The 19441-nt window shown below is 76.1% G+C and carries 21 protein-coding genes and 1 riboswitch; of the genes, 19 read left to right on the plus strand and 2 right to left on the minus strand.

All coding sequences use genetic code 11. From position 1 onward, the window contains the following. Positions 1–52 precede the first annotated feature (52 nt). The 4 genes from G9H71_RS09610 (at position 53) to G9H71_RS09625 (ending at position 5504) form a co-directional block, all read left to right on the plus strand. On the plus strand, positions 53–2386 hold the full coding sequence (locus G9H71_RS09610; RefSeq protein ID WP_407939698.1) for a primosomal protein N' family DNA-binding protein: 2334 nt from the start codon (positions 53–55) through the stop codon (positions 2384–2386). Positions 2387–2536: 150 nt separating this feature from the next. After that, complete coding sequence (gene def / locus G9H71_RS09615) at positions 2537–3082, plus strand: peptide deformylase (RefSeq protein WP_166281114.1); 546 nt, start codon at positions 2537–2539, stop codon at positions 3080–3082. A 5-nt stretch (positions 3083–3087) separates the two neighbouring features. Then, positions 3088–4014 (plus strand): methionyl-tRNA formyltransferase, encoded by a 927-nt coding sequence (gene fmt, locus G9H71_RS09620; protein WP_166281116.1) that lies wholly within the window; start codon positions 3088–3090, stop codon positions 4012–4014. Beyond that, the gene (locus tag G9H71_RS09625; RefSeq protein WP_166281118.1) at positions 4011–5504 is read left to right on the plus strand and encodes an RsmB/NOP family class I SAM-dependent RNA methyltransferase; all 1494 of its coding nucleotides are present in this window, start codon (positions 4011–4013) and stop codon (positions 5502–5504) included. The genes fmt and G9H71_RS09625 overlap by 4 nt, the downstream gene beginning before the upstream one ends. Positions 5505–5531: 27 nt before the next feature. On the opposite strand, the gene G9H71_RS25020 is transcribed toward G9H71_RS09625, so the two are convergent. After that, on the minus strand, positions 5532–6755 hold the full coding sequence (locus tag G9H71_RS25020) for a GGDEF domain-containing protein (protein ID WP_331272875.1): 1224 nt from the start codon (positions 6753–6755) through the stop codon (positions 5532–5534). Positions 6756–6856: 101 nt separating this feature from the next. Between G9H71_RS25020 and rpe the strand changes: the two genes are divergently transcribed. The 10 genes from rpe (at position 6857) to G9H71_RS09680 (ending at position 14844) form a co-directional block, all read left to right on the plus strand. Beyond that, entirely contained in the window at positions 6857–7531 is a 675-nt protein-coding gene (gene rpe, locus G9H71_RS09635) for a ribulose-phosphate 3-epimerase (RefSeq protein WP_166281120.1), read from the plus strand. Positions 7532–7678: 147 nt separating this feature from the next. Next, positions 7679–7819: riboswitch (FMN riboswitch) on the plus strand. A gap of 146 nt (positions 7820–7965) precedes the next feature. Continuing rightward, the gene (ribD, locus tag G9H71_RS09640) at positions 7966–9045 is read left to right on the plus strand and encodes a bifunctional diaminohydroxyphosphoribosylaminopyrimidine deaminase/5-amino-6-(5-phosphoribosylamino)uracil reductase RibD (RefSeq protein ID WP_166281122.1); all 1080 of its coding nucleotides are present in this window, start codon (positions 7966–7968) and stop codon (positions 9043–9045) included. Between the two features lie 2 nt (positions 9046–9047). After that, entirely contained in the window at positions 9048–9647 is a 600-nt protein-coding gene (locus G9H71_RS09645) for a riboflavin synthase (protein WP_166281124.1), read from the plus strand. Further along, entirely contained in the window at positions 9644–10930 is a 1287-nt protein-coding gene (locus G9H71_RS09650; RefSeq protein ID WP_166281127.1) for a bifunctional 3,4-dihydroxy-2-butanone-4-phosphate synthase/GTP cyclohydrolase II, read from the plus strand. The genes G9H71_RS09645 and G9H71_RS09650 overlap by 4 nt, the downstream gene beginning before the upstream one ends. Further along, complete coding sequence (gene ribH, locus G9H71_RS09655) at positions 10927–11409, plus strand: 6,7-dimethyl-8-ribityllumazine synthase (RefSeq protein WP_166281129.1); 483 nt, start codon at positions 10927–10929, stop codon at positions 11407–11409. The genes G9H71_RS09650 and ribH overlap by 4 nt, the downstream gene beginning before the upstream one ends. Next, positions 11406–11669, plus strand: coding sequence for a phosphoribosyl-ATP diphosphatase (locus tag G9H71_RS09660; RefSeq protein ID WP_166281131.1), 264 nt, complete (start codon positions 11406–11408; stop codon positions 11667–11669). The genes ribH and G9H71_RS09660 overlap by 4 nt, the downstream gene beginning before the upstream one ends. Positions 11670–11962: 293 nt before the next feature. After that, positions 11963–12808: an ATP phosphoribosyltransferase gene (gene hisG / locus G9H71_RS09665; protein WP_166281133.1), complete on the plus strand. Its 846-nt coding sequence runs from the start codon at positions 11963–11965 to the stop codon at positions 12806–12808. Between the two features lie 26 nt (positions 12809–12834). Beyond that, positions 12835–13278, plus strand: a complete 444-nt coding sequence (locus G9H71_RS25025) for a PH domain-containing protein (RefSeq protein ID WP_166281135.1) — start codon at positions 12835–12837, stop codon at positions 13276–13278. Then, positions 13279–13986, plus strand: coding sequence for an SseB family protein (locus G9H71_RS09675; RefSeq protein ID WP_166281137.1), 708 nt, complete (start codon positions 13279–13281; stop codon positions 13984–13986). Between the two features lie 51 nt (positions 13987–14037). Continuing rightward, entirely contained in the window at positions 14038–14844 is an 807-nt protein-coding gene (locus tag G9H71_RS09680; protein ID WP_166281139.1) for an MBL fold metallo-hydrolase, read from the plus strand. A gap of 72 nt (positions 14845–14916) precedes the next feature. Here the strand turns inward: G9H71_RS09680 and G9H71_RS25030 are convergent, their stop codons facing one another. Beyond that, complete coding sequence (locus tag G9H71_RS25030; protein ID WP_331272876.1) at positions 14917–15390, minus strand: DUF1844 domain-containing protein; 474 nt, start codon at positions 15388–15390, stop codon at positions 14917–14919. A gap of 280 nt (positions 15391–15670) precedes the next feature. Between G9H71_RS25030 and infC the strand changes: the two genes are divergently transcribed. The 5 genes from infC (at position 15671) to G9H71_RS09710 (ending at position 19342) form a co-directional block, all read left to right on the plus strand. Beyond that, positions 15671–16378, plus strand: coding sequence for a translation initiation factor IF-3 (infC, locus tag G9H71_RS09690; protein WP_166281141.1), 708 nt, complete (start codon positions 15671–15673; stop codon positions 16376–16378). Between the two features lie 109 nt (positions 16379–16487). Continuing rightward, entirely contained in the window at positions 16488–16682 is a 195-nt protein-coding gene (gene rpmI / locus G9H71_RS09695; RefSeq protein ID WP_166281143.1) for a 50S ribosomal protein L35, read from the plus strand. A gap of 71 nt (positions 16683–16753) precedes the next feature. Further along, the gene (gene rplT, locus G9H71_RS09700) at positions 16754–17143 is read left to right on the plus strand and encodes a 50S ribosomal protein L20 (RefSeq protein ID WP_166281145.1); all 390 of its coding nucleotides are present in this window, start codon (positions 16754–16756) and stop codon (positions 17141–17143) included. A gap of 64 nt (positions 17144–17207) precedes the next feature. Then, the gene (locus tag G9H71_RS09705) at positions 17208–18083 is read left to right on the plus strand and encodes a TrmH family RNA methyltransferase (protein WP_166281147.1); all 876 of its coding nucleotides are present in this window, start codon (positions 17208–17210) and stop codon (positions 18081–18083) included. A 164-nt stretch (positions 18084–18247) separates the two neighbouring features. Next, positions 18248–19342, plus strand: a complete 1095-nt coding sequence (locus G9H71_RS09710) for a sensor histidine kinase (RefSeq protein ID WP_166281247.1) — start codon at positions 18248–18250, stop codon at positions 19340–19342. Positions 19343–19441: the final 99 nt, after the last annotated feature.

Genomic DNA, 19441 nt, shown 5'->3' on the forward strand with positions numbered 1-19441 from the left:
GCTCCGCGTTATGTCGGCCCTGTCGGTACCGGCTGCTAGGACTGGGAGAGTGATCGCGACGGGAGTGGAGCCGCCGCACGAGCAGCTGGCGCTCGTGCGCGAGCAGGTCCGGCGTGCCCGTCCGCGGCCGGTCGACCCGCCCGCAGCGGACCGGCCGGTGGCGCGGGTGGCGGTCGACGTGGCCCTGGCGCACCTGGACCGCGCGTTCGACTACGTGGTCACCGAGCCGCAGTCCGCGGCCGCCGTGCCCGGTGCGCGGGTCCGGGTGCGGTTCGCCGGACGTGACGTCGACGGCTTCGTCCTCGAGCGGGTCGACAGCAGCGAGCACTCCGGGCGGCTCGAGCGCATCCGGCGGGTCGTGTCCCCCGAGCCGGTGCTAGCCCCCGACGTCGCCCGGCTCGCCCGTGCCGTCGCGGACCGCTACGCCGGCACGCTCGCCGACGTGCTCCGGCTCGCCGTGCCGCCGCGGCACGCGGCCGTGGAGGCGGAGGGCGTCGGGGCGGAGGGCGTCGGGGCGCAGGGCGTCGGGGCGGACGGCGTGAATGCGGACGGCGTGAATGCGGACGGCGTGGATGCGGACGGCGTTGATGCAGCCGACGCGGCAGCGGGTGCCGGGGAAGCGGCGGGCGTCGGGGCGGAGCACGTCGCGCCCGAGCAGGCGATCCCGGCCGACGCGTTCGGCGTGGGGCCGGACGCGGTCCGGGACGCAGCGGCGGGCTCGGTCGTGGCCCTGCCGCCGGTGCCGGAGCCGGGCCCGTGGTCGCGCTACGTCGACGGCCCGTCCTACCTGGCGGCGGTCGCGGCGGGGGGAGCGCCGCGCGCGGTCTGGGCGGCGCGGCCCGGCGACGACTGGCCGCAGGAGATCGCCGTCGCGGTCCAGGCGGCCTTGGCCGGAGGACGCGGAGCCCTGGTCGTCGTGCCCGACGCCCGCGACGTCGCGCGGGTCGACGCTGCCCTGGCCGAGATGCTCGGCCCTGGCCGGCACGTGTCCCTGACCGCGGCGCTGGGCCCTGCCGAGCGCTACCGCCGGTTCCTGGCCCTGCGTCGGGGCCGCGCCCAGGCCGTGGTCGGGACGCGCGCCGCCGCCTTCGCACCCGTCCGGCGGCTCGGCCTGGTGGTCTGCTGGGACGATGGCGACGAGAGCCTCGCCGAGCAGCGCGCGCCCTACCCCCACGCCCGCGAGGTGTGCCTGCTGCGTGCCGCGCACGGGGACAGCCCCGGGCCCGCCGATGCCGTGCCCGCGCCGGCGCTGCTGCTCGGCGGGAGGACGGTGACGGCCGAGGGCATGCAACTGGTCGAGAGCGGCTGGGCGCGCGCGCTGGCTGCTCCGCGAGCCGAGGTCCGCGCGGCCGCGCCCCGGGTGCGTACGGCTGCCGACGGCCCCCGCGCCGACGACCCGCTGGCTGCCGCGGCCCGCATCCCGAGCTCGGCCTGGCGCGCGGCCAGCGCAGCCCTCGAGCGCGGCCCGGTCCTCGTCCAGGTGCCTCGTGTCGGCTACGTGCCGGCGCTCGCCTGCAGCCGCTGCCGTACCCCCGCCCGCTGCCTGCACTGCTCCGGGCCGCTGGCGCTGCGGGCCGGCGGGTCGGTCCCGGCCTGCCGCTGGTGCGGGCGCGGAGGACCGGGCTGGAGGTGCGCCGAGTGCGGCGCCGACCGGCCCCGCGCGATCGTCGTCGGCGCGGCGCGCACCGCCGAGGAGCTCGGACGCGCCTTCCCGCGCGCCCGCGTGCGCCAGAGCTCCGGCGACAAGCCGCTGCTCCGCGTCGCCGACCGACCGGCACTCGTCGTCGCCACTCCGGGCGCCGAGCCGGTCGCGGACGGGGGCTACGCCGCCGCCCTGCTGCTCGACCCCGTGGCCCTGCTCGCCCGGCCGGACCTGCGGGCCGAGGAGGAGGCGCTGCGGCGCTGGACCGCCGCGGCGGCGCTCGTCCGTCCGGCGGCGGAGGGCGGCGAGGTCGTGCTCTGCGGCGATCCGGGGCTGCCGGGAGTGCAGGCGCTGGTGCGGTGGGACCCGTTCGGCGCGGCCGCCGCGCAGCTTGCCGAGCGGGCGCCGCTGGGGCTGCCGCCAGTCGCCCGGGTCGCGACCGTCACCGGCCCACTGGCCGCGGTGGCCACCGTGCTGGCCGACGTGCGGCGCACCCTCGACGGGGCGGGTGTGACCGGGGTCGACCTGGGGGTCCCGGTGGAGGCCGAGCTGACGCGCCGGCCCGCCGGCCGTGCGGGCCCCCCGCCCGCTGACGAGCCGCCGGTCGCGCGTGCCGTGGTCCGCGCGCCGCGCGCGGCCGGGGCGGCCCTGGCTTCGGCGTTGGCGACGGCTCAGGCCCTGCGGTCTGCGCGGCGCGACTCCGAGCCCGTGCGGGTGCGGGTCGACCCGCTCGACCTCGGGTAGGCGGACGCCTCGGCCGGCCGTCGTCGGAGGACCGGTTCTCGCGCGTCGGGGCGACTGCCGCCCGCCGAGCGGCCGCGCGCACGCCAGGGGCGCCGGCTCCGGTCTCCTAGACTGAAGCGTTCCGCCCGCCGTCCCGAGGAGTGCCAGCCCGTGGCGATCCAGCCCATCCGACTGTTCGGAGACCCGGTGCTGCGCACCAAGGCGGAGCCGGTCGTCGACTTCGACAAGGAGCTGCGCACTCTCGTCAAGGACCTGACCGAGACCATGATCGACGCCCCGGGCGCCGGCTTGGCCGCGCCGCAGATCGGCGTCTCTCTGCGGGTCTTCACCTACTACGTCGACGGCGAGCTCGGCCATTTGGTGAACCCCACGCTCGACCTGTCCGAGGAGCAGCAGGACGGCGACGAGGGCTGCCTCTCGCTCCCGGGCCTCGCCTTCGACACCCGGCGTGCGATGCGCGTGGTGGCCAAGGGGCAGAACGAGTTCGGCGACCCGGTGATCATCGAGGGCAGCGCGCTGCTGGCCCGCTGCGTCCAGCACGAGACCGACCACCTCGACGGCGTGCTCTTCATCGACCGGCTCGACCGCGAGCAGCGCAAGCTGGCGCTGCGCGCGCTGCGGGAGGCCGAGTGGGCCGGTGCCCCCGCGCCCCCCGTGAAGGAGAGCCCGCACGCCACCCACGGCCTGGCCTTCTAGCCGCCGTGCGCCTCGTCTTCGCGGGCACGCCCGACGTCGCCCTTCCCAGCCTGGACGCCCTGATCGCGAGCCGGCACGAGGTGGTCGCCGTGGTCACCCGGCCCGACGCGCCGGCCGGGCGCGGCCGTCGGCTGGCCCCGAGCCCGGTGGCCGAGCGTGCTGCCGCCGCCGGCATCGAGGTCCTCAAGCCCGCCCGCCCGCGCGACCCGGAGTTCCTCGAGCGGCTTGCGGCGATCGCCCCCGACTGCTGCCCGGTGGTCGCCTACGGCGCGCTCGTGCCGCGGGCGGCCCTCGACATCCCGCGGGCGGGCTGGGTCAACCTGCACTTCAGCCTGCTCCCGGCCTGGCGCGGGGCCGCCCCCGTCCAGCACGCCGTGCTCGCCGGCGACGAGGTGACCGGAGCCAGCACCTTTCTGCTCGAGGAGGGCCTCGACACCGGGCCCGTCTTCGGCCTGGTGACCGAGACGGTGCGCCCGACCGACACCAGCGGCGACCTGCTCGACCGGCTCTCGCGCTCGGGGGCCGGGCTGCTCGCGGCGACGCTGGACGCCATCGAGGACGGGACCGCCGCGCCGACCCCGCAGCCGGCCGATGGCGTGAGCCTGGCGCCGAAGCTCACGGTGGAGGACGCGCGGCTGGACTGGTCGCAGCCGGCCTTCGCCGTCGACCGGCGCGCCCGCGCGTGCACCCCCGCCCCGGGCCCGTGGACGACGTTCCGCGGCGAGCGGCTCCGGCTCGGGCCGGTACGCCCCCTGCCCGACGCCCCAGCCCTCGCGCCCGGCGAGCTCGCGGTCGACCGCGCCGGCGCCCGCGTCGGCACGGCGACCGTGCCGGTGCAGCTGGACCAGGTGCAGCCCGCCGGCAAGCGCGCCATGGCAGCGGCAGACTGGGCGCGCGGGACCCGCCCGGAGCCGGGGGAGCGGCTCGGGTGAGCGGCGACGGCGGCTCCAGGCCAGGCGCCCGGGCCGCGGGCTCTGCACCACGGCGCGGGGCCGGGTCCGGGCAGCGCTCTGGCGGGCCGCGCCGGGCTCAGCCGGACGGCGCCCGGCGCCCGCAGCGGCGCGCACCGCAGGACCCGGCGCGCGACACCGCCTACGAGGTGCTCCGGGCGGTCCGCGAGCGGGACGCCTACGCCAACCTCGTGCTGCCCGCCCTGCTGCGCGAGCGCGGCCTCGAGCCGCGCGACGCCGCGCTGGCGACCGAGCTCGCCTACGGCACGCTGCGCGGGCTCGGGACCTACGACGCCGTCCTCGCCGCGTGCGCCGACCGGCCGCTCACCCGGGTCGACGGGCCGGTGCTCGACGTGCTGCGTCTCGGCGCCCACCAGCTGCTCTCCACCCGGATCCCGCCGCACGCCGCGGTGTCCGCGACGGTCGACCTGGTCCGCCGCGGCCCCGCCCGCGGGGCTGCGGGCTTCGCCAACGCCGTGCTGCGTCGGGTGGCCGGCCGCGACCGGGACGAGTGGCTGACCGAGCTCGCCCCCGCGTACTCCGAGGACCCGGTCGGCAACCTTGCGCTCACCCACGCCCACCCGCGCTGGGTCGCCGAGGCGCTGCGCGACGCCCTCGACGGGTCGCTGGAGGAGCTCGCGGCCGCGCTCGCCGCAGACAACGCCCGGCCGGCGGTGACGCTGGCCGTGCGCCCGGGCCGGGCCGACGTCGAGGAGCTGCTGGCCGACGGCGCGCACCCCGGCAGCTGGTCCCCGTACGCCGCGGTGCTGCCCGGAGGAGACCCCGGCGACCTGCCCGAGGTCCGGGCCGGGCAGGCCGGGGTACAGGACGAGGGCAGCCAGCTCGTGGCCCTGGCGGCCGCGGGCGCGGCGATCGAGGGGCCGGATGCCGCGTGGCTCGACGGGTGCGCCGGGCCAGGGGGCAAGGCAGCGTTGCTGGCCGGGCTCGCGGCCGGCCGAGGCGCGCGCGTGCTCGCGGCCGAGCTGGCGCCGCACCGCGCGAGGCTGGTCGCGCAGGCGGCCGTGCCGACCGGGGCCGCTGACGTGGTCGTCGCGGACTCGACGGTGCCGGCGTGGCGGCCGGGCGCGTTCGACCGGGTCGTGTTCGACGTGCCCTGCAGCGGCCTCGGCGCGCTGCGCCGCCGCCCCGAGGCGCGCTGGCGGCGTACGCCGGAGGACGTCGCCGGGCTCGGCCCCCTCCAGCGCGCCCTGCTGCGCTCTGCGCTGGAGGCGGTGCGGCCCGGCGGAGTGGTGACCTACGCCACCTGCAGCCCGCACCGCGCGGAGACCCGCGACGTCGTCGAGGACGTGCTCGCCGGGCGCGACGACGTCGAGCGGATCGACGCGCGTGCGGTCCTCGCGGCGGTCGCGGTGCGCCCGCTGCCCGCGCTCGGCGACGGGCCGGACGTGCAGCTCTGGCCGCACCGGCACGGGACGGACGCGATGTACCTCACCCTGCTGCGCCGGCGCTGAGGCCGCCGGCCGGCCCCGGTCGGCCGGCTACGCGACGATCGCCGGCCGGCCGGTGTCGAGCTTGCCGGTCACGACCCGGTCCTTGCCCGCGCGCTTGGCCTCGTAGAGATGGGCGTCGGCGGTTCCGAGCAGCGCACCGAGCCGCGGATGGGCCGGGCCGGGGCCGCCGGTGGCGACGCCGACGCTCATGGTGACGCGCAAGCCGGGGGAGACGTCGTCGAGGTCCAGCGCGGCCACTGCGGCGCGCAGCCGCTCGCACGCCTCCGCGGCCTGGCCCTGCTCGGCGCCGGGCAGCAGCAGCACGAACTCCTCGCCGCCGAGCCGCACGACCAGGTCGCCGGCGCGCCGGCCCCGGTCCAGGGTCGTGGCCACGCGGCGCAGCACCTCGTCGCCCGCCGGATGGCCGAAGCGGTCGTTGACCGTCTTGAAGTCGTCGATGTCGCACACCGCGAGGCTGATGGAGTGCGGCGGCTCGCGGCGGGAGTCGATGGCGCGCAGAGCGGCGTCCAGCTCGCGCCGGTTCCCGAGCCCGGTCAGGAAGTCCCGCCGGGTCATGCCCTCGAGCTGGCCGGCGAGCACCCGGGACCGACGCAGCGCGTCCTCCAGCTCCTCGGTACGCGCCGCGACCCGCGCCTCGAGCTGCCCGTTCACCTCCGAGAGCCTGGCGGCGAGGTCGGCCGCCTGCAGCCGGGCGGTCTCCGCCTCGCGGAGCAGGGTGGAGACGATGCGCGAGGTGAGGAAGGCGGCGAACGCTGCCACCACCGACATGAGGACCCCGGCGACCGCGACGTCGTCGTAGCTCGACGGCCGGGTCCCGTCGCCGGAGATGTGCGGAAGCGCGAGGATCAGCCCGACGGTCGCGAGCAGCACGAGCGGCACCGCCCGCACCCGGACGACGAGGCCGCCGACGAGGACGATCACCGAGCAGTAGACCGGCGAGAGCTGAGCGTTGGTCACGTGGACGATGCCGGCGATGATCGTGCCGAACGTGCAGACGACCGCGGCGCTCGCGATCCCGACGTGCCCCCGGCGGGCCAGCGGCACCACTCCGAGATACGCGGCGCTCGTCAGGGCGAGCGTCCACAGCCCGCTGCTCGCGTCGGACAGCTGGGCGACGATCGGGGCCAGCACCAGGGCGATGACCGAGACGCTGGAGCAGAGCGCGACCAGCACCCGGCCGCGGCGGCGTACGTCGGGGTCAGGGTGCTGCACCCGCAGCAGCGAGGCGAGCAGGCCGCGCACCGTCTGCACGCCGACTCCCTCCTCGCGTCGCGGGCCCTCCGCCTACCATCGGCGCTCATGCACCGCGTCGAAGCCGTTCTCAGCTGCGTCTTGCCCCGGCCGGCCCGCTCGTGACGGTCCAGATCTCGCCGAGCATCCTCAGCGCCGACTTCACCGACCTGGCGCGGGAGGTGGCACGGATCGCGCCGGCCGCCGACTGGGTCCACGTGGACGTGATGGACGCCCACTTCGTGCCCAACCTGACGATCGGCCTCCCGGTCGTCGAGCGGCTCGCCCAGGTCAGTGAGCTCCCGCTCGACTGCCATCTGATGATCGCAGACCCGGACCGCTGGGCGCCCTCGTACGCCGAAGCCGGTGCACGCTCCGTCACGTTCCATGCCGAGGCCGTGTCCGCCCCGGTACGCCTCGCCCGCGAGCTGCGCGCCCGCGGGGCCCGGGCGGGGATGGCGCTCAACCCGGCGACGCCGATCGAGCCGTACGCCGACCTGCTCCCCGAGCTGGACATGCTGCTGCTGATGACGGTGGAGCCCGGGTTCGGCGGCCAGAAGTTCCTCGACCTGGTGCTGCCGAAGCTGCGCCGCACGCGCGAGCTGGTGTCCCGGTCCGGGGCGCAGGTGTGGCTGCAGGTCGACGGCGGTGTCGCGGCCGACACCGTCGAGCGCGTCGTCGAGGCCGGGGCGGACGTCCTGGTGGCCGGGTCGGCGGTGTACGGCGCCGAGGACCCCGCCGAGGCGGTCCGCGGCCTGCGCCAGCTGGCCGCGCAGGCGCAGACCGCGCAGGCCTGACCCGGGATCGGGCGCGGTCTCCAGCGGCCCGAGCTCACCGGATGCCGGCAGGGTCCACCCACCGAGCCGGCCGTCCCGCATCGTGGACGCCGTTCAACGGAAGCCCGGCGGGAATCCCCGCGCGTGCGACGATGTTCCCCGAGCACGACGCGTGCCCCGGGATCGGTGCAAGTCCGAACCGGCGGTGACAGTCCGCGACCCGGCCGAGGCGCCTCCGGCGCCGGGGCCGGCTGACCCGGTGCAACTCCGGGACCGACGGTGAGAGTCCGGACGGGAGGCGGCACGCGGCGGGTGGGACGTCCGCGTCCCCGCGCGGAGCTGGCCGCCGACGGCGCCGGTGCCGCGGCGGGAGCGTGCGCCGGTCCGCTCGCCGCTGCGGCCTGCCCGCTCTCCGGGGCCCGCGCAGGTAGGCGAGCAGCGGGACGGAGGGGCGGATGGCCGGTCAGGCCGAGGTCGAGGCGATGCGCCGTGCCGTGCAGCTGGCGCAACGGGGAGCCGCGACCGCATCGCCGAACCCCGTCGTGGGCTGTGTGGTCCTCGACCCCGACGGCCGGACGGTCGGCGAGGGCTGGCACGAGCGCCCCGGCGGCCCGCACGCCGAGGTCGCCGCGCTGCGCGCCGCCGGAGCCGCCGCTCGCGGCGCAACTGCCGTCGTCACCCTGGAGCCGTGCCGGCACACCGGCCGCACCGGCCCGTGCACCCGCGCCCTGCTCGAGGCCGGCATCGCCCGGGTCGTCTATGCCGTCGCCGACCCGTCCGCGGTCGCCGGCGGCGGGGCCGAGCAGCTGCGCGCCGCGGGCGTCGCGGTCGAGGGCGGGGTCCTCGCCGAGGAGGCGGAGGCGGGCAACGCCCGGTGGCTGACGGCCGCCCGGCTGGGCCGACCGCAGATCGTGTGGAAGTACGCCGCGACGCTCGACGGCCGGTCGGCCGCAGCCGACGGCACGAGCCGCTGGATCACGAGCCCGCAGGCCCGGGCCGACGTCCACGCGCTGCGCGCCGACGTCGACGCGGTCGTCGCCGGGGTCGGGACGGTGCTCGCCGACGACCCGCAGCTCACGGTGCGCGCCCCCGACGGCACGCCCGCCGCCCGGCAGCCGCTGCGCGTCGTCGTCGACACGGCCGGGCGCACGCCGACCGGCAGCTGTGTCCTCGACGACACCGCGCCGACGTGGGTCGCCACCGCTGCAGAGCTGGGCGTCGGCCCCGACGGGCACGTCGACCTGCAGGCGCTGGCCCGCGGGCTGTACGCGCGGGGCGTGCTGCGCGCTCTGGTCGAGGGCGGTCCCACGCTCGCCGGCGCGCTGCTGCGGGCCGGGCTGGTGGACCGGGTCGTCGGCTACGTCGCCCCCGCCCTCCTCGGCGCCGGCGCGCCCGCGCTCGCGGAGGCCGGCGTGGCGACGATCGCCGACGCGTACCGGCTCGAGCTGCTGGACGTCCGGCGCGTGGGGCCGGACGTGCGACTGGAAGCGGTGCCGCGTGCCCGGGGCGCGCGGCAGGACGAGGCGGAGGAGTAGGCGTGTTCACCGGCATCGTGGAGGAGCTCGGCGAGGTCGTCGGGGTCGAGGAGCTCGGCGACAGCGCGCGGCTCACGCTGCGCGGCCCGTTGGTGACGAGCGACGCCGTGCACGGCGCGTCGATCGCGGTCAACGGCGTCTGCCTCACCGTGGTCGACGTCGTCGACGGGGTGTTCTCGGCCGACGTCATGCGCGAGACGCTCGTGCGCTCGTCGCTGGGGGCGCTGCGGGTGGGGGACCGGGTCAACCTCGAGCGGCCGGTCGCCCTGAGCTCGCGGCTCGGCGGCCACATCGTGCAGGGCCACGTGGACGGCACCGGGCAGATCGTCTCGCGTACGCCGGGGGACCGGTGGGAGGTCGTGCGCGTGCAGGTGCCGGCCGGCCTGGGGCGCTACGTGGTGGAGAAGGGCTCGATCACGCTCGACGGGGTCTCGCTGACGGTGAGCGCGGTCGGCGAGGGATGGCTCGAGGTGAGCCTCATCCCGGCCACGCTCGAGGCGACGACGCTCGGGAGCAAGGGCCCCGGTGCCCCGGTCAACCTGGAGGTGGACGTGCTCGCGAAGTACGTGGAGTCCCTGCTCGGCCCGCGAGGCGCCGCATGACCGCGGTCGCCGACGGGCCGACCGAGGTCCGGCTCGACCCGGTCGAGCTCGCCGTCGCGCACATCGCCGCCGGCCGCGCCGTGGTCGTGGTGGACGACGAGGACCGCGAGAACGAGGGCGACATCATCTTCGCCGCCGAGAAGGCGACGCCGGAGCTGGTGGCGTTCATGGTCCGGCACACCTCGGGCTACGTGTGCGTGCCGCTGCCCGAGGAGGAGTGCGACCGGCTCGGCCTGCCCCCGATGACGGCGGTGAACGAGGACCGGCGACAGACGGCGTACACCGTCACCGTGGACGCCAAGGAGGGTGTCACGACCGGCATCTCCGCCACCGACCGCGCGCGCACGATCCGGCTGCTGGCCGACCCGGCGTCGACGCCGACGAGCTTTCTCCGCCCCGGCCACGTCGTCCCGCTGCGCGCCCGTGCCGGCGGCGTGCTCCGGCGGGCGGGCCACACGGAGGCCGCGATCGACCTGGCCGAGCTGGCGGGGCTGCGGCCGGCCGGCGTGCTCGCCGAGGTCGTCAGCGAGGAGCACCCGGGCGACATGGCGCGCCTGCCCGAGCTGCGCCGCTTCGCCGACGCCCACGGCCTGCCGCTGGTGTCGATCGCCGCGCTCATCGCCTACCGCCGGCGGTTCGAGAAGTCGGTCGAGCGGATGGCGGAGACCCGGCTGCCGACGGAGTTCGGGACGTTCCGGGCCGTCGGCTACCGCGACCTGCGCGACGGGGCCGAGCAGGTGGCCCTGGTCGCTGGCGACCTCGGCGACGGCGAGGACGTGCTGGTCCGCGTCCACTCCGAGTGCCTCACCGGCGACGCGTTCGGCTCGCTGCGCTGCGACTGCGGCCCGCAGCTGCACGCGGCGCTGCGCACCGTCGCGGAGGAGGGGCGCGGGGTCGTGCTCTACCTGCGCGGCCACGAGGGCCGCGGCATCGGGCTCATCGACAAACTACGGGCCTACGCCCTGCAGGACGCGGGCGCCGACACGGTCGAGGCCAACCTCGCGCTCGGGCTGCCGGCCGACCGTCGCGACTACGGCACCGGCGCGCAGGTCCTGGCCGACCTCGGCGTGCGCACGATGCGGCTGCTCACCAACAACCCGACGAAGCGCGCCGGGCTCGAGGGGTACGGTCTGCAGATCTCCGGGACGGTGCCGCTGACCGTGGTGCCGACCGAGGACAACCTGCACTACCTGCGGACCAAGCGGGATCGGATGGGGCACGAGCTCCCCGACCTGCCGGACTCCGGCCCGGAGGGGCCGAACCTCGAGAGGAGCCCCACGTGAGCGGAGCCGGCGCCCCGACGGTCCACGCCGACGGGCACGGGCTGCGCGTGGCGGTCATCGCCGCCCGCTGGCACGAGGAGATCATGGGCGGGCTGCTCGACGGCGCGCTGACGGCGCTGTCGCACTGCAAGGTCGAGGACCCCGTCGTGGTCCGCGTGCCGGGCACCTTCGAGCTGCCGGTCGCGGCTTCCCGGATGGCCCGGTCCGGCTGCGAGGCCGTCGTCGCCCTCGGCGTGGTCATCCGTGGAGGGACGCCGCACTTCGACTACGTGTGCTCGGCGGCCACCTCCGGGCTGACACAGGTCTCGGTCGAGACCGGCGTGCCGGTCGGGTTCGGCGTGCTCACGTGCGACGACGAGGAGCAGGCCTACGCGCGGAGCGGGCTGCCGGGGTCGCAGGAGGACAAGGGGTACGAAGCGGCGAGCGCCGCGGTCAGCACGGCCGTCGTGCTGCGGGACGTGCTGAAGGGATGGGCGTGAAGTCGTTCGAGGCGCTGTTCGCCGAGCTGTCGGAGAAGGCCGCCACCCGGCCGGAGGGGTCGGGCACGGTCGCCGAGCTCGACGCCGGGGTGCACTTCATCGGCAAGAAGGTCCTGGAGGAGGCGGCCGAGTCCTGGATGGCCGCCGAGCACGAGTCCAAGGAGCGCGCGGCCGAGGAGATCAGCCAGCTGCTCTACCACTCGCAGGTGCTGATGCTGGCGCTCGGCCTCACGCTCGAGGACGTCTACAACCACCTCTGACCGGTCGCCTGCCGGTCCGCACGGACCGGCACGGAGGCTGGGCGAGGGATGGGGCGCACGGGACGGGGAAGGACGTAGGCCTCGGCACCGGGTAGCCCCGGCCCGTGCAGCGAGGGAGGCTGCCATGGCACACCGCACGTACCGCCCGCCCACGTCCGCCGACGGGCAGACGCTCGGGGTCCTGTGGGTGACCGCCGTGGCCGTGGTGCTCCTCCTGCTCATGTGGGCGGTCTGACCCGCCCCGGCGCCTCGCCTGGCGGAGGCCGGCTCCGTCGTCTGAGAGGATGGGGCACGTGCTGAGGGTCGCCGTTCCGAACAAGGGCTCGTTGTCCGCCGCTGCCGGCGAGATGCTCAAGGAGGCGGGCTACGCGCAGCGCAGCGACCCGCGTGAGCTGGTGCTGCAGGACCCGGCCAACGACGTCGAGTTCTTCTTCCTGCGCCCGCGCGACATCGCGGTCTACGTCGGGTCGGGCCAGCTGGACCTCGGCATCACCGGGCGCGACCTGCTGCTGGACTCCGGGGCGCCCGCAGAGGAGGTCCTGCCGCTGGGCTTCGGCGGCTCGACGTTCCGCTACGCCGCCCGTCCGGGGACCGCGGCCTCGCCGAAGGAGTTCACCGGCAAGCGCGTCGCCACGTCCTACCCCGGCCTGGTGTCCAAGCACCTGGCCGACCTCGGCGTCTCCGCGGAGGTCATCCGGCTGGACGGGGCGGTCGAGACGAGCGTGCGGCTCGGCGTCGCGGACGTGATCGCGGACGTCGTGTCGACCGGGACCACGCTGCGCCAGGCGGGCCTGGAGATCCTCGGCGACCCGATCCTGCACAGCGAGGCCGTCCTGGTCCGCCGGGCGGGGAGCCCGTCGGTGCCGGCCGTCGAGCAGCTGGTGCGCCGCCTGCAGGGCGTGATCATCGCCCGCCGCTACGTGCTCATGGACTACGACGTGCGCGCCGAGCTCGTCGAGCAGGCCGTCGCCATCACCCCCGGCATCGAGTCGCCGACGGTGTCTCCGCTGCACGACCGGGGCTGGGTGGCGGTGCGCGCGATGGTGCCGCAGACCGACACCAACCGGGTGATGGACGAGCTCTGGGAGCTCGGGGCGCGCGGGATCCTGGTCACCGGCATCCACGCGTGCCGGCTCTGAGCAGCACGGGGCCGGGCTCCCCGGCCGTGGCACCGACGCCGCCTGCGCTGCCGCACACCTTCCGGCCGCGCTGGGGGAGGCGGGTGCCGTACGCCCTGGCCGTGGTGGTCCTCGCGGTCTTCGTGCTGCTCGTGGCGGGCCTCTCGGACTGGCCCGTCCTCGACCGCAGCCTCGTCGCGCTGGTCGGTGCCTTCATCGTGTGGTTCCTGCACCGGCTCGCCGACGTGCGCGTCGTGGCCGACGAGCACGGCCTGACCGTCGCCAACATCCTGGGCCGGCGCAGCCTGGACTGGGCCGAGGTGGTCGGCGTGACGCTGCGCCCGGCCGACCCGTGGCTCGTGCTCGACGTCGCCGACGGGACCACGGTCTCGGCCATGGGCGTGCAGGGCTCCGACGGCGCCTATGCGGTGCGGCAGGCCGCGCAGCTGGAGCTGCTGGTCGCCGAGCGCTCCGGCACCGAGGGCCGCTGAGTGTCGGGTCACGGCGGGAAGACGATCCCGGACACGGGGTTCGCCGGTGACGAGGGCGTCGCCGACGCGGCGGTGACGGCGGCCCTCGCCGCGTACGCCGCGGACCCCGGGCGCGCCCCGGAGGTGCTGACGGCGCTGGCCGCGTCGCGCCTGCTCGTCCCCGTCGTCGCCGTGCTCGCCGAGGAGGAGGACGTCGCTGCCGGGCAGCTGCGCCGGGAGAAGCGCACCGACATGGCCCTCGTCACCGTCGAGGGCCCCGGCGGCCGGGCGCTGCCCGTGTTCACCAGCCTCGAGACGCTGGCGCGGTGGAGGGCGGACGCCCGCCCGGTGCCCGTCGAGCCTTCGCGAGCGGCGGTCGCCGGGGCTGCGGAGGGCGCGCAAGCGCTGCTGGTCGACCCCGCCGGCCCGGTGCCGTACGTCGTGGCCGGCCCGGCCCTGCGCGCGCTCGCCGAGGAGCGGGTGCCGCTGCCGATGTACGCCGACCCCGAGGTCATCGCTGCCGTGCAGGCCCTGGTCGCGGCCGAGCCGGACGTGACCGCGGTGCTGCTGGCCCCGGCCGAGGGCGTGGACGCCCGGATCGTGCTGACGGTGCGGGCGGGCGCGGCGCTCGAGCCGGTGGTGCAGCGCCTCGGACGGGCGCTGCAGGGCGAGCGCGTGCTGCGCGAGCGCACGCTGCGCGGCGTGGACGTCGCGGTCGAGACCGCCTGACCGGGCCCGCCGGCCGGGGATAAGCCGCGATCACCGGGGCATCGTCGGCCCGTGCACCAGCAGCCGGACTCCTCGCTCTTCTTCGTCGGGACCGCGACCACCGTCCTGCGCCGCGACGGCTTCACGGTCGTGACCGACCCCAACTTTCTGCGCCGCGGCCAGCGGGCCTATCTGGGCAAGGGGCTGAGCTCGCGCCGGCTGACCGACCCCGCGATCGCGGTGGAGGACCTGCCGCCGCTGGACGCCGTCGCGCTCTCGCACCTGCACGGGGACCACTACGACCGGGTCGCGAAGCGGGGCATCCAGCCGACCGTGCCGGTGGTCACGACGGTCCCGGGGGCGAAGCGGCTGAAGCGCCGCGGGGTGTCGAGCGCCGGGCTGCGGACGTGGCAGCCGTGGGAGCTGTCCAAGGGCGGGAGCACGCTGCGCATCACCGCCCTGCCCGGGCGGCACGCGCCCGGGCCGATGCAGGCGGCGCTCCCGACGGTCATGGGCATGCTGCTCGAGTTCCACCCGGCGGACGGCGGGCGGCCGTACCGGATCTACGAGAGCGGCGACACGCTCGTCATCGACGACCTCACGGAGGTGGTCCGGCGCTACCCGGACATCGACATGGCGCTGCTGCACCTGGGCGGGACGAAGGTGCTGGGCGTGACCGTGACGATGGACGGGCGGATGGGGGCGGACCTGATCGAGCTGCTCGAGCTCGGACGCCGCGCCAAGATCGTCCCCGTGCACTACGACGACTACGGCGTGTTCAAGTCGCCGCTCGAGGACTTCCGCGCCGAGGTCGAGCGCCGCGGGCTCGTGGCGGACATCCGCTACGTAGCCCGCGGCGACACCCTTCCCCTGGACTGACGCCTGTCGCCCCCTGGACTGACGCGCCCTGCCGACGCCGTGGCCGGCTCGGCGCCCGAAGGGGACGGTCGGTCAGCGCCCGGCGCCGCGCGGGTAGACCGGGCCGGTGAGCTTCTCGCCCGGGCCCTCGCCGGGGGCGTCCGGGACCAGCGAGGCCTCGCGGAAGGCGAGCTGCAGCGAGCGCAGCCCGTCGCGCAGCGGGGCCGCGTGGTGGTGGCCGAGCGCCGGGGCGGCGGCGGTCACGAGCCCGGCGAGCGCCGTGATGAGCGTGCGGGCCTCGTCGAGGTCCTTGTGCTCGGCGGCGTCCTCGTCCTCGGCCAGGCCGCACTTGACGGCGGCGGCGCTCATCAGGTGGATCGCGGCCGCCGAGACGATCTCGACCGCGGGTACGTCGGCGATGTCGCGCGCGGCGTCGGAGGCCGGGGCACCGGGGGCACCGGAAGCACCGGGGGAGCCGGGCTCGGTGCGGCCCGGGTCGGTCGGGGAAGGAGCGGGTACGCCCTCCGGGGCGGGGCGGCTCGGCGGGCCGAGCGGATCGGTGGTCACACCTGGTAGCCTTTCAGATCGACCCGTCCGCCTCGACACGAGTGCTCTGCCGTTCGTCGGCCGAGCGCCCCGCCGGGACGGACGCGCAAGCGGAGGGCCTCCTCCCACCTGCGGCTCCCGACCCCGGTCGGAGGGGCGCCAGGTCCGGTCCAGCGTCGCACGCGGAATCGCGGGCGGCGTCGCGGGCGTTCCCTCGTGCAGGGACGCGCCCGCCCGGTCGGGAGGACGTCTGCCGTACGCGGCGGACCCCCGGCCCCTCGCCGGACGGCTCGCGCAGGTCATGCAGGCCCTGCAGGTCCCGCCCCGTTCCCGGCTAGAGGAGAGCAGCATCAGCACTGAGCCCCGCATCAACGACCGGATCCGTGTGCCCGAGGTCCGGCTCGTGGGCCCCAATGGCGAGCAGGTCGGCATCGTGCGCATCGAGGACGCGTTGCGTCTCGCGCAGGAGTCCGACCTCGACCTCGTGGAGGTCGCTCCCATGGCCCGCCCGCCGGTGGCCAAGCTCATGGACTACGGGAAGTTCAAGTACGAGTCCGCGATGAAGGAGCGTGAGTCCCGGCGCAACCAGGCTCACACCATCATCAAGGAGATGAAGCTCCGCCCGAAGATCGACGCTCACGACTATGACACCAAGAAGGGTCACGTCGTGCGCTTCCTCAATGCGGGCGACAAGGTCAAGATCACGATCATGTTCCGCGGTCGTGAGCAGTCCCGGCCCGAGCTCGGCTACCGCCTGCTGCAGAAGCTCGCGGAGGACGTGCAGGAGCTCGGCTTCATCGAGTCCGCGCCCAAGCAGGACGGGCGCAACATGATCATGGTGCTGGGGCCGCACAAGAAGAAGGTCGAGGCGATGGCCGAGGCGCGCGAGGCGAAGGCCCGCCGCGCCCAGGGCGACGCCCCGGTCGACGGAGCAGTCGACGCAGCGACGGACGACGGCGCGCGCGAGACCGCTTCGGTGGCCGCCGACGAGGCGACCAGCGTCGAGTAGCCCTCAGCGGCACAGCGCGGCGAAGACCCGCACGCACGACCCCCGCCCCGGCGGCTCTCGCCGAGGCGGGGTGCAGCACGTACTGACGACTTGTGAGGAGACCGGCCCGATGCCGAAGAACAAGACCCACAGTGGCGCCAAGAAGCGCTTCCGTGTGACCGGAACCGGCAAGATCATGCGTGGTCAGGCGGGCCGCAGGCACCTGTTCGAGCACAAGCCGTCGACGCTGACCCGCCGCCTCTACGACGAGGTCGTCGTGGCGCCGGCGGACGCGAAGAAGATCAAGAAGATGCTCGGCCGCTGACGCAGCAGCCACCACCCCGTCCGACCCCGGCGGGCGAGGACCCTCGCCCGCAGCACTGAGGAGAACTTTCCGTGGCACGCGTCAAGGCCGGCGTCCATTCGTCGAAGAAGCGCCGCACCGTCCTGGAGCAGGCGAGCGGCTACCGCGGGCAGCGCTCGCGGCTCTACCGCAAGGCGAAGGAGCAGGTCACCCACTCGCTCGTCTACGCCTACCGCGACCGCAAGAAGCGCAAGGGCGACTTCCGCCAGCTGTGGATCCAGCGCATCAACGCGGCGGCCCGCGAGCAGGGCATGACCTACAACCGCTTCATCCAGGGCCTCAAGGCCGCTGAGATCGAGGTCGACCGCCGCATGCTCGCCGAGCTCGCGGTCAACGACCCGACCGCGTTCAAGGCGCTCGTCGAGGTCGCCCGTGCCGCCCTCCCGGCCGCCGCCCCCGCGGCCGCCGAGAGCGCCGCCTGAGCAAGCCTTCCGTCGGCCCGGCGGGGACGCGTCACGCGCCCCCGCCGGGCCCGGAGAGCATCGAGTGCCCATCAACGACCCGCGGCCCCCGCGCCCGCACGACGGGCCCGCGTCGCTCGTGACCTCACTGCGCAGCCCGCGGGTCGCGGCCGCGCGCCGGCTGGCCAAGCGGGCCTTCCGCACCGCTGACCGTCGCTTCCTCGCCGAAGGCCCGCAGGCCGTCCGGGAGGCGCTGGCCTGCACGCCCGACCGCGTCGTCGAGGTCCTCGTCACCGACGAGCTGGCCGGCCGCCTCCCCGAGCTCGTCGCCGCCGCGCGCGAAGCGGACGTGCCCGTCACCCGGGTCAGTGGCGAGGTGCTGGCGTCCGTCGCGCAGACGGTGACGCCGCAGGGCATCCTCGCGGTCTGCGGCTTCGTGGACCGCCCGCTCGAGCAGGCGCTGGCGCCGCAGCCGCGCCTGGTCGCCGTGCTGGCCAACGTCCGCGATCCCGGCAACGCCGGGACGGTGCTGCGCGCGGCCGACGCCGCCGGTGCCGACGCCGTCGTGCTGACCGACGCCTCGGTCGACGTCTACAACGGCAAGTGCGTGCGCGCCACCGCCGGCAGCCTCTTCCACCTTCCCGTCGTGGCGGGCGTTCCCGCGCCGGATGCCGTCACCGCGCTGCGGGCATCCGGGCTGCGGGTCGTCGCGGCCGACGGCAAGGGCCGCGACCTCGACGCCGCGGATCGCGCGGGCGACCTCGACGCCCCGACGGCCTGGGTCTTCGGCAACGAGGCGTGGGGCCTGCCGGACGCCCTGCTCGAGCTCGTCGACGACGTGCTCGCCGTGCCGATCCACGGGCGCGCCGAGAGCCTCAACCTGGCCACCGCCGCCGCCGTGTGCCTGTACGCCTCGGCCCGCGCCCAGCGGGCCGTCCCGAGCGCCTCCGCGGACTCCTGATCATGGTGGCAGCGGAGTCGGAGCGGCACTCGTCCACGCTGCCTCCCGGCCCGTACGATTCGGGCGTGCCGGAGCATCTCGAGCCTGCTCCCGACCCGGACCTGGACACCGTCGGCGGTGGCGACGGCCGTGTGGCCGGCATGCCCGGCGCCGCACCCCAGAGCATGGGGCCGGACGGGCTGTCGCTCGCGGGCGTCGGAGCCGCCGCTGCGCCGGACGCGCTGGCGGTCGCCCCGGATGACCTGCCGGACGGGCTCGTCGTCGCCGACGGCACCGGCCGCGTCGTGGTCTTCAACGCGGCCGCCTCGCACATGACCGGCTCGGCGCCCGCGGACGTGCTCGGCCGCCCGCTCGAGGAGGCGCTCCCGCTCGCCGACCGCGACGGCAAGGTGTGGTGGGAGTGCGCCGCTCCCTACGCCGGCCTCGCCATCCGGACGGGTTTCAGCGAGCGCACGCTCCAGCTGCCCGACGGCCGCGAGGTGCTCGTCAGCGGGCGCTACGTGCGCGCGCAGCGGCTCGGCCCGGTCGTACGCGTCGTCGTGTCGCTGCGCTGCACCCGGGTGCGCGAGCGCGAGGAGCTCAGCCGGGCCGAGCTCGTCTCGACCGTCGCCCACGAGCTGCGCTCGCCATTGACGTCGGTGAAGGGGTTCACGGCCACGCTGCTCAAGCGCTGGGACCGGTTCACCGACGAGCAGAAGCGGCTCATGCTCGAGACCGTCGAGGCCGACGCCGACCGGGTCACCCGCCTCATCACCGAGCTGCTCGACACCGCGCGCATCGACTCCGGACGGCTGCAGCTGCGCAAGGAGCCGGTCGACCTGCCCGCGACGGTGCAGCGCCACGTCGCCGGGCTGGTCGCGGCCGGGGCGGAGGAGGCCCGGTTCGTCGTCGAGGTCGCCCCGGGCGTCGGCGAGCTGTGGGCCGACCGGGACAAGCTCGACCAGGTGCTGTCCAACCTGTTGGAGAACGCGCTTCGCCACGGGGACGGCAAGGTGACCGTGCGGGTCGAGCCGCTGGGGACGGGCGGTACCGCGCTGACGATCACCGACGAGGGCGAGGGCGTCCCGCAGGAGATGCGCCAGCGCGTCTTCACCAAGTTCTGGCGGACCGGCCGCCGTGGCGGGACCGGCCTCGGGCTCTACATCGTGCGCGGGCTCGTGGAGGCGCACGGCGGCCAGATCGCGATCGACACCGCCCCGTCGGGCGGTGCGCTGTTCCGGGTCGAGCTGCCGTCCGGAGTCCCCGACTTCGAGCTCTGAGGCGGCCGGACCCGACGACGTCCGGGCCACACTCGCCGCGGGCTCGCACTGACCGCCGGCTGACCGGGCCGCAGCGCCGGGGCGCCACCGCCGCGCTCA

This window comes from Motilibacter deserti (genome assembly GCF_011250635.1).
Lineage (GTDB): Bacteria > Actinomycetota > Actinomycetes > Motilibacterales > Motilibacteraceae > Motilibacter_A > Motilibacter_A deserti.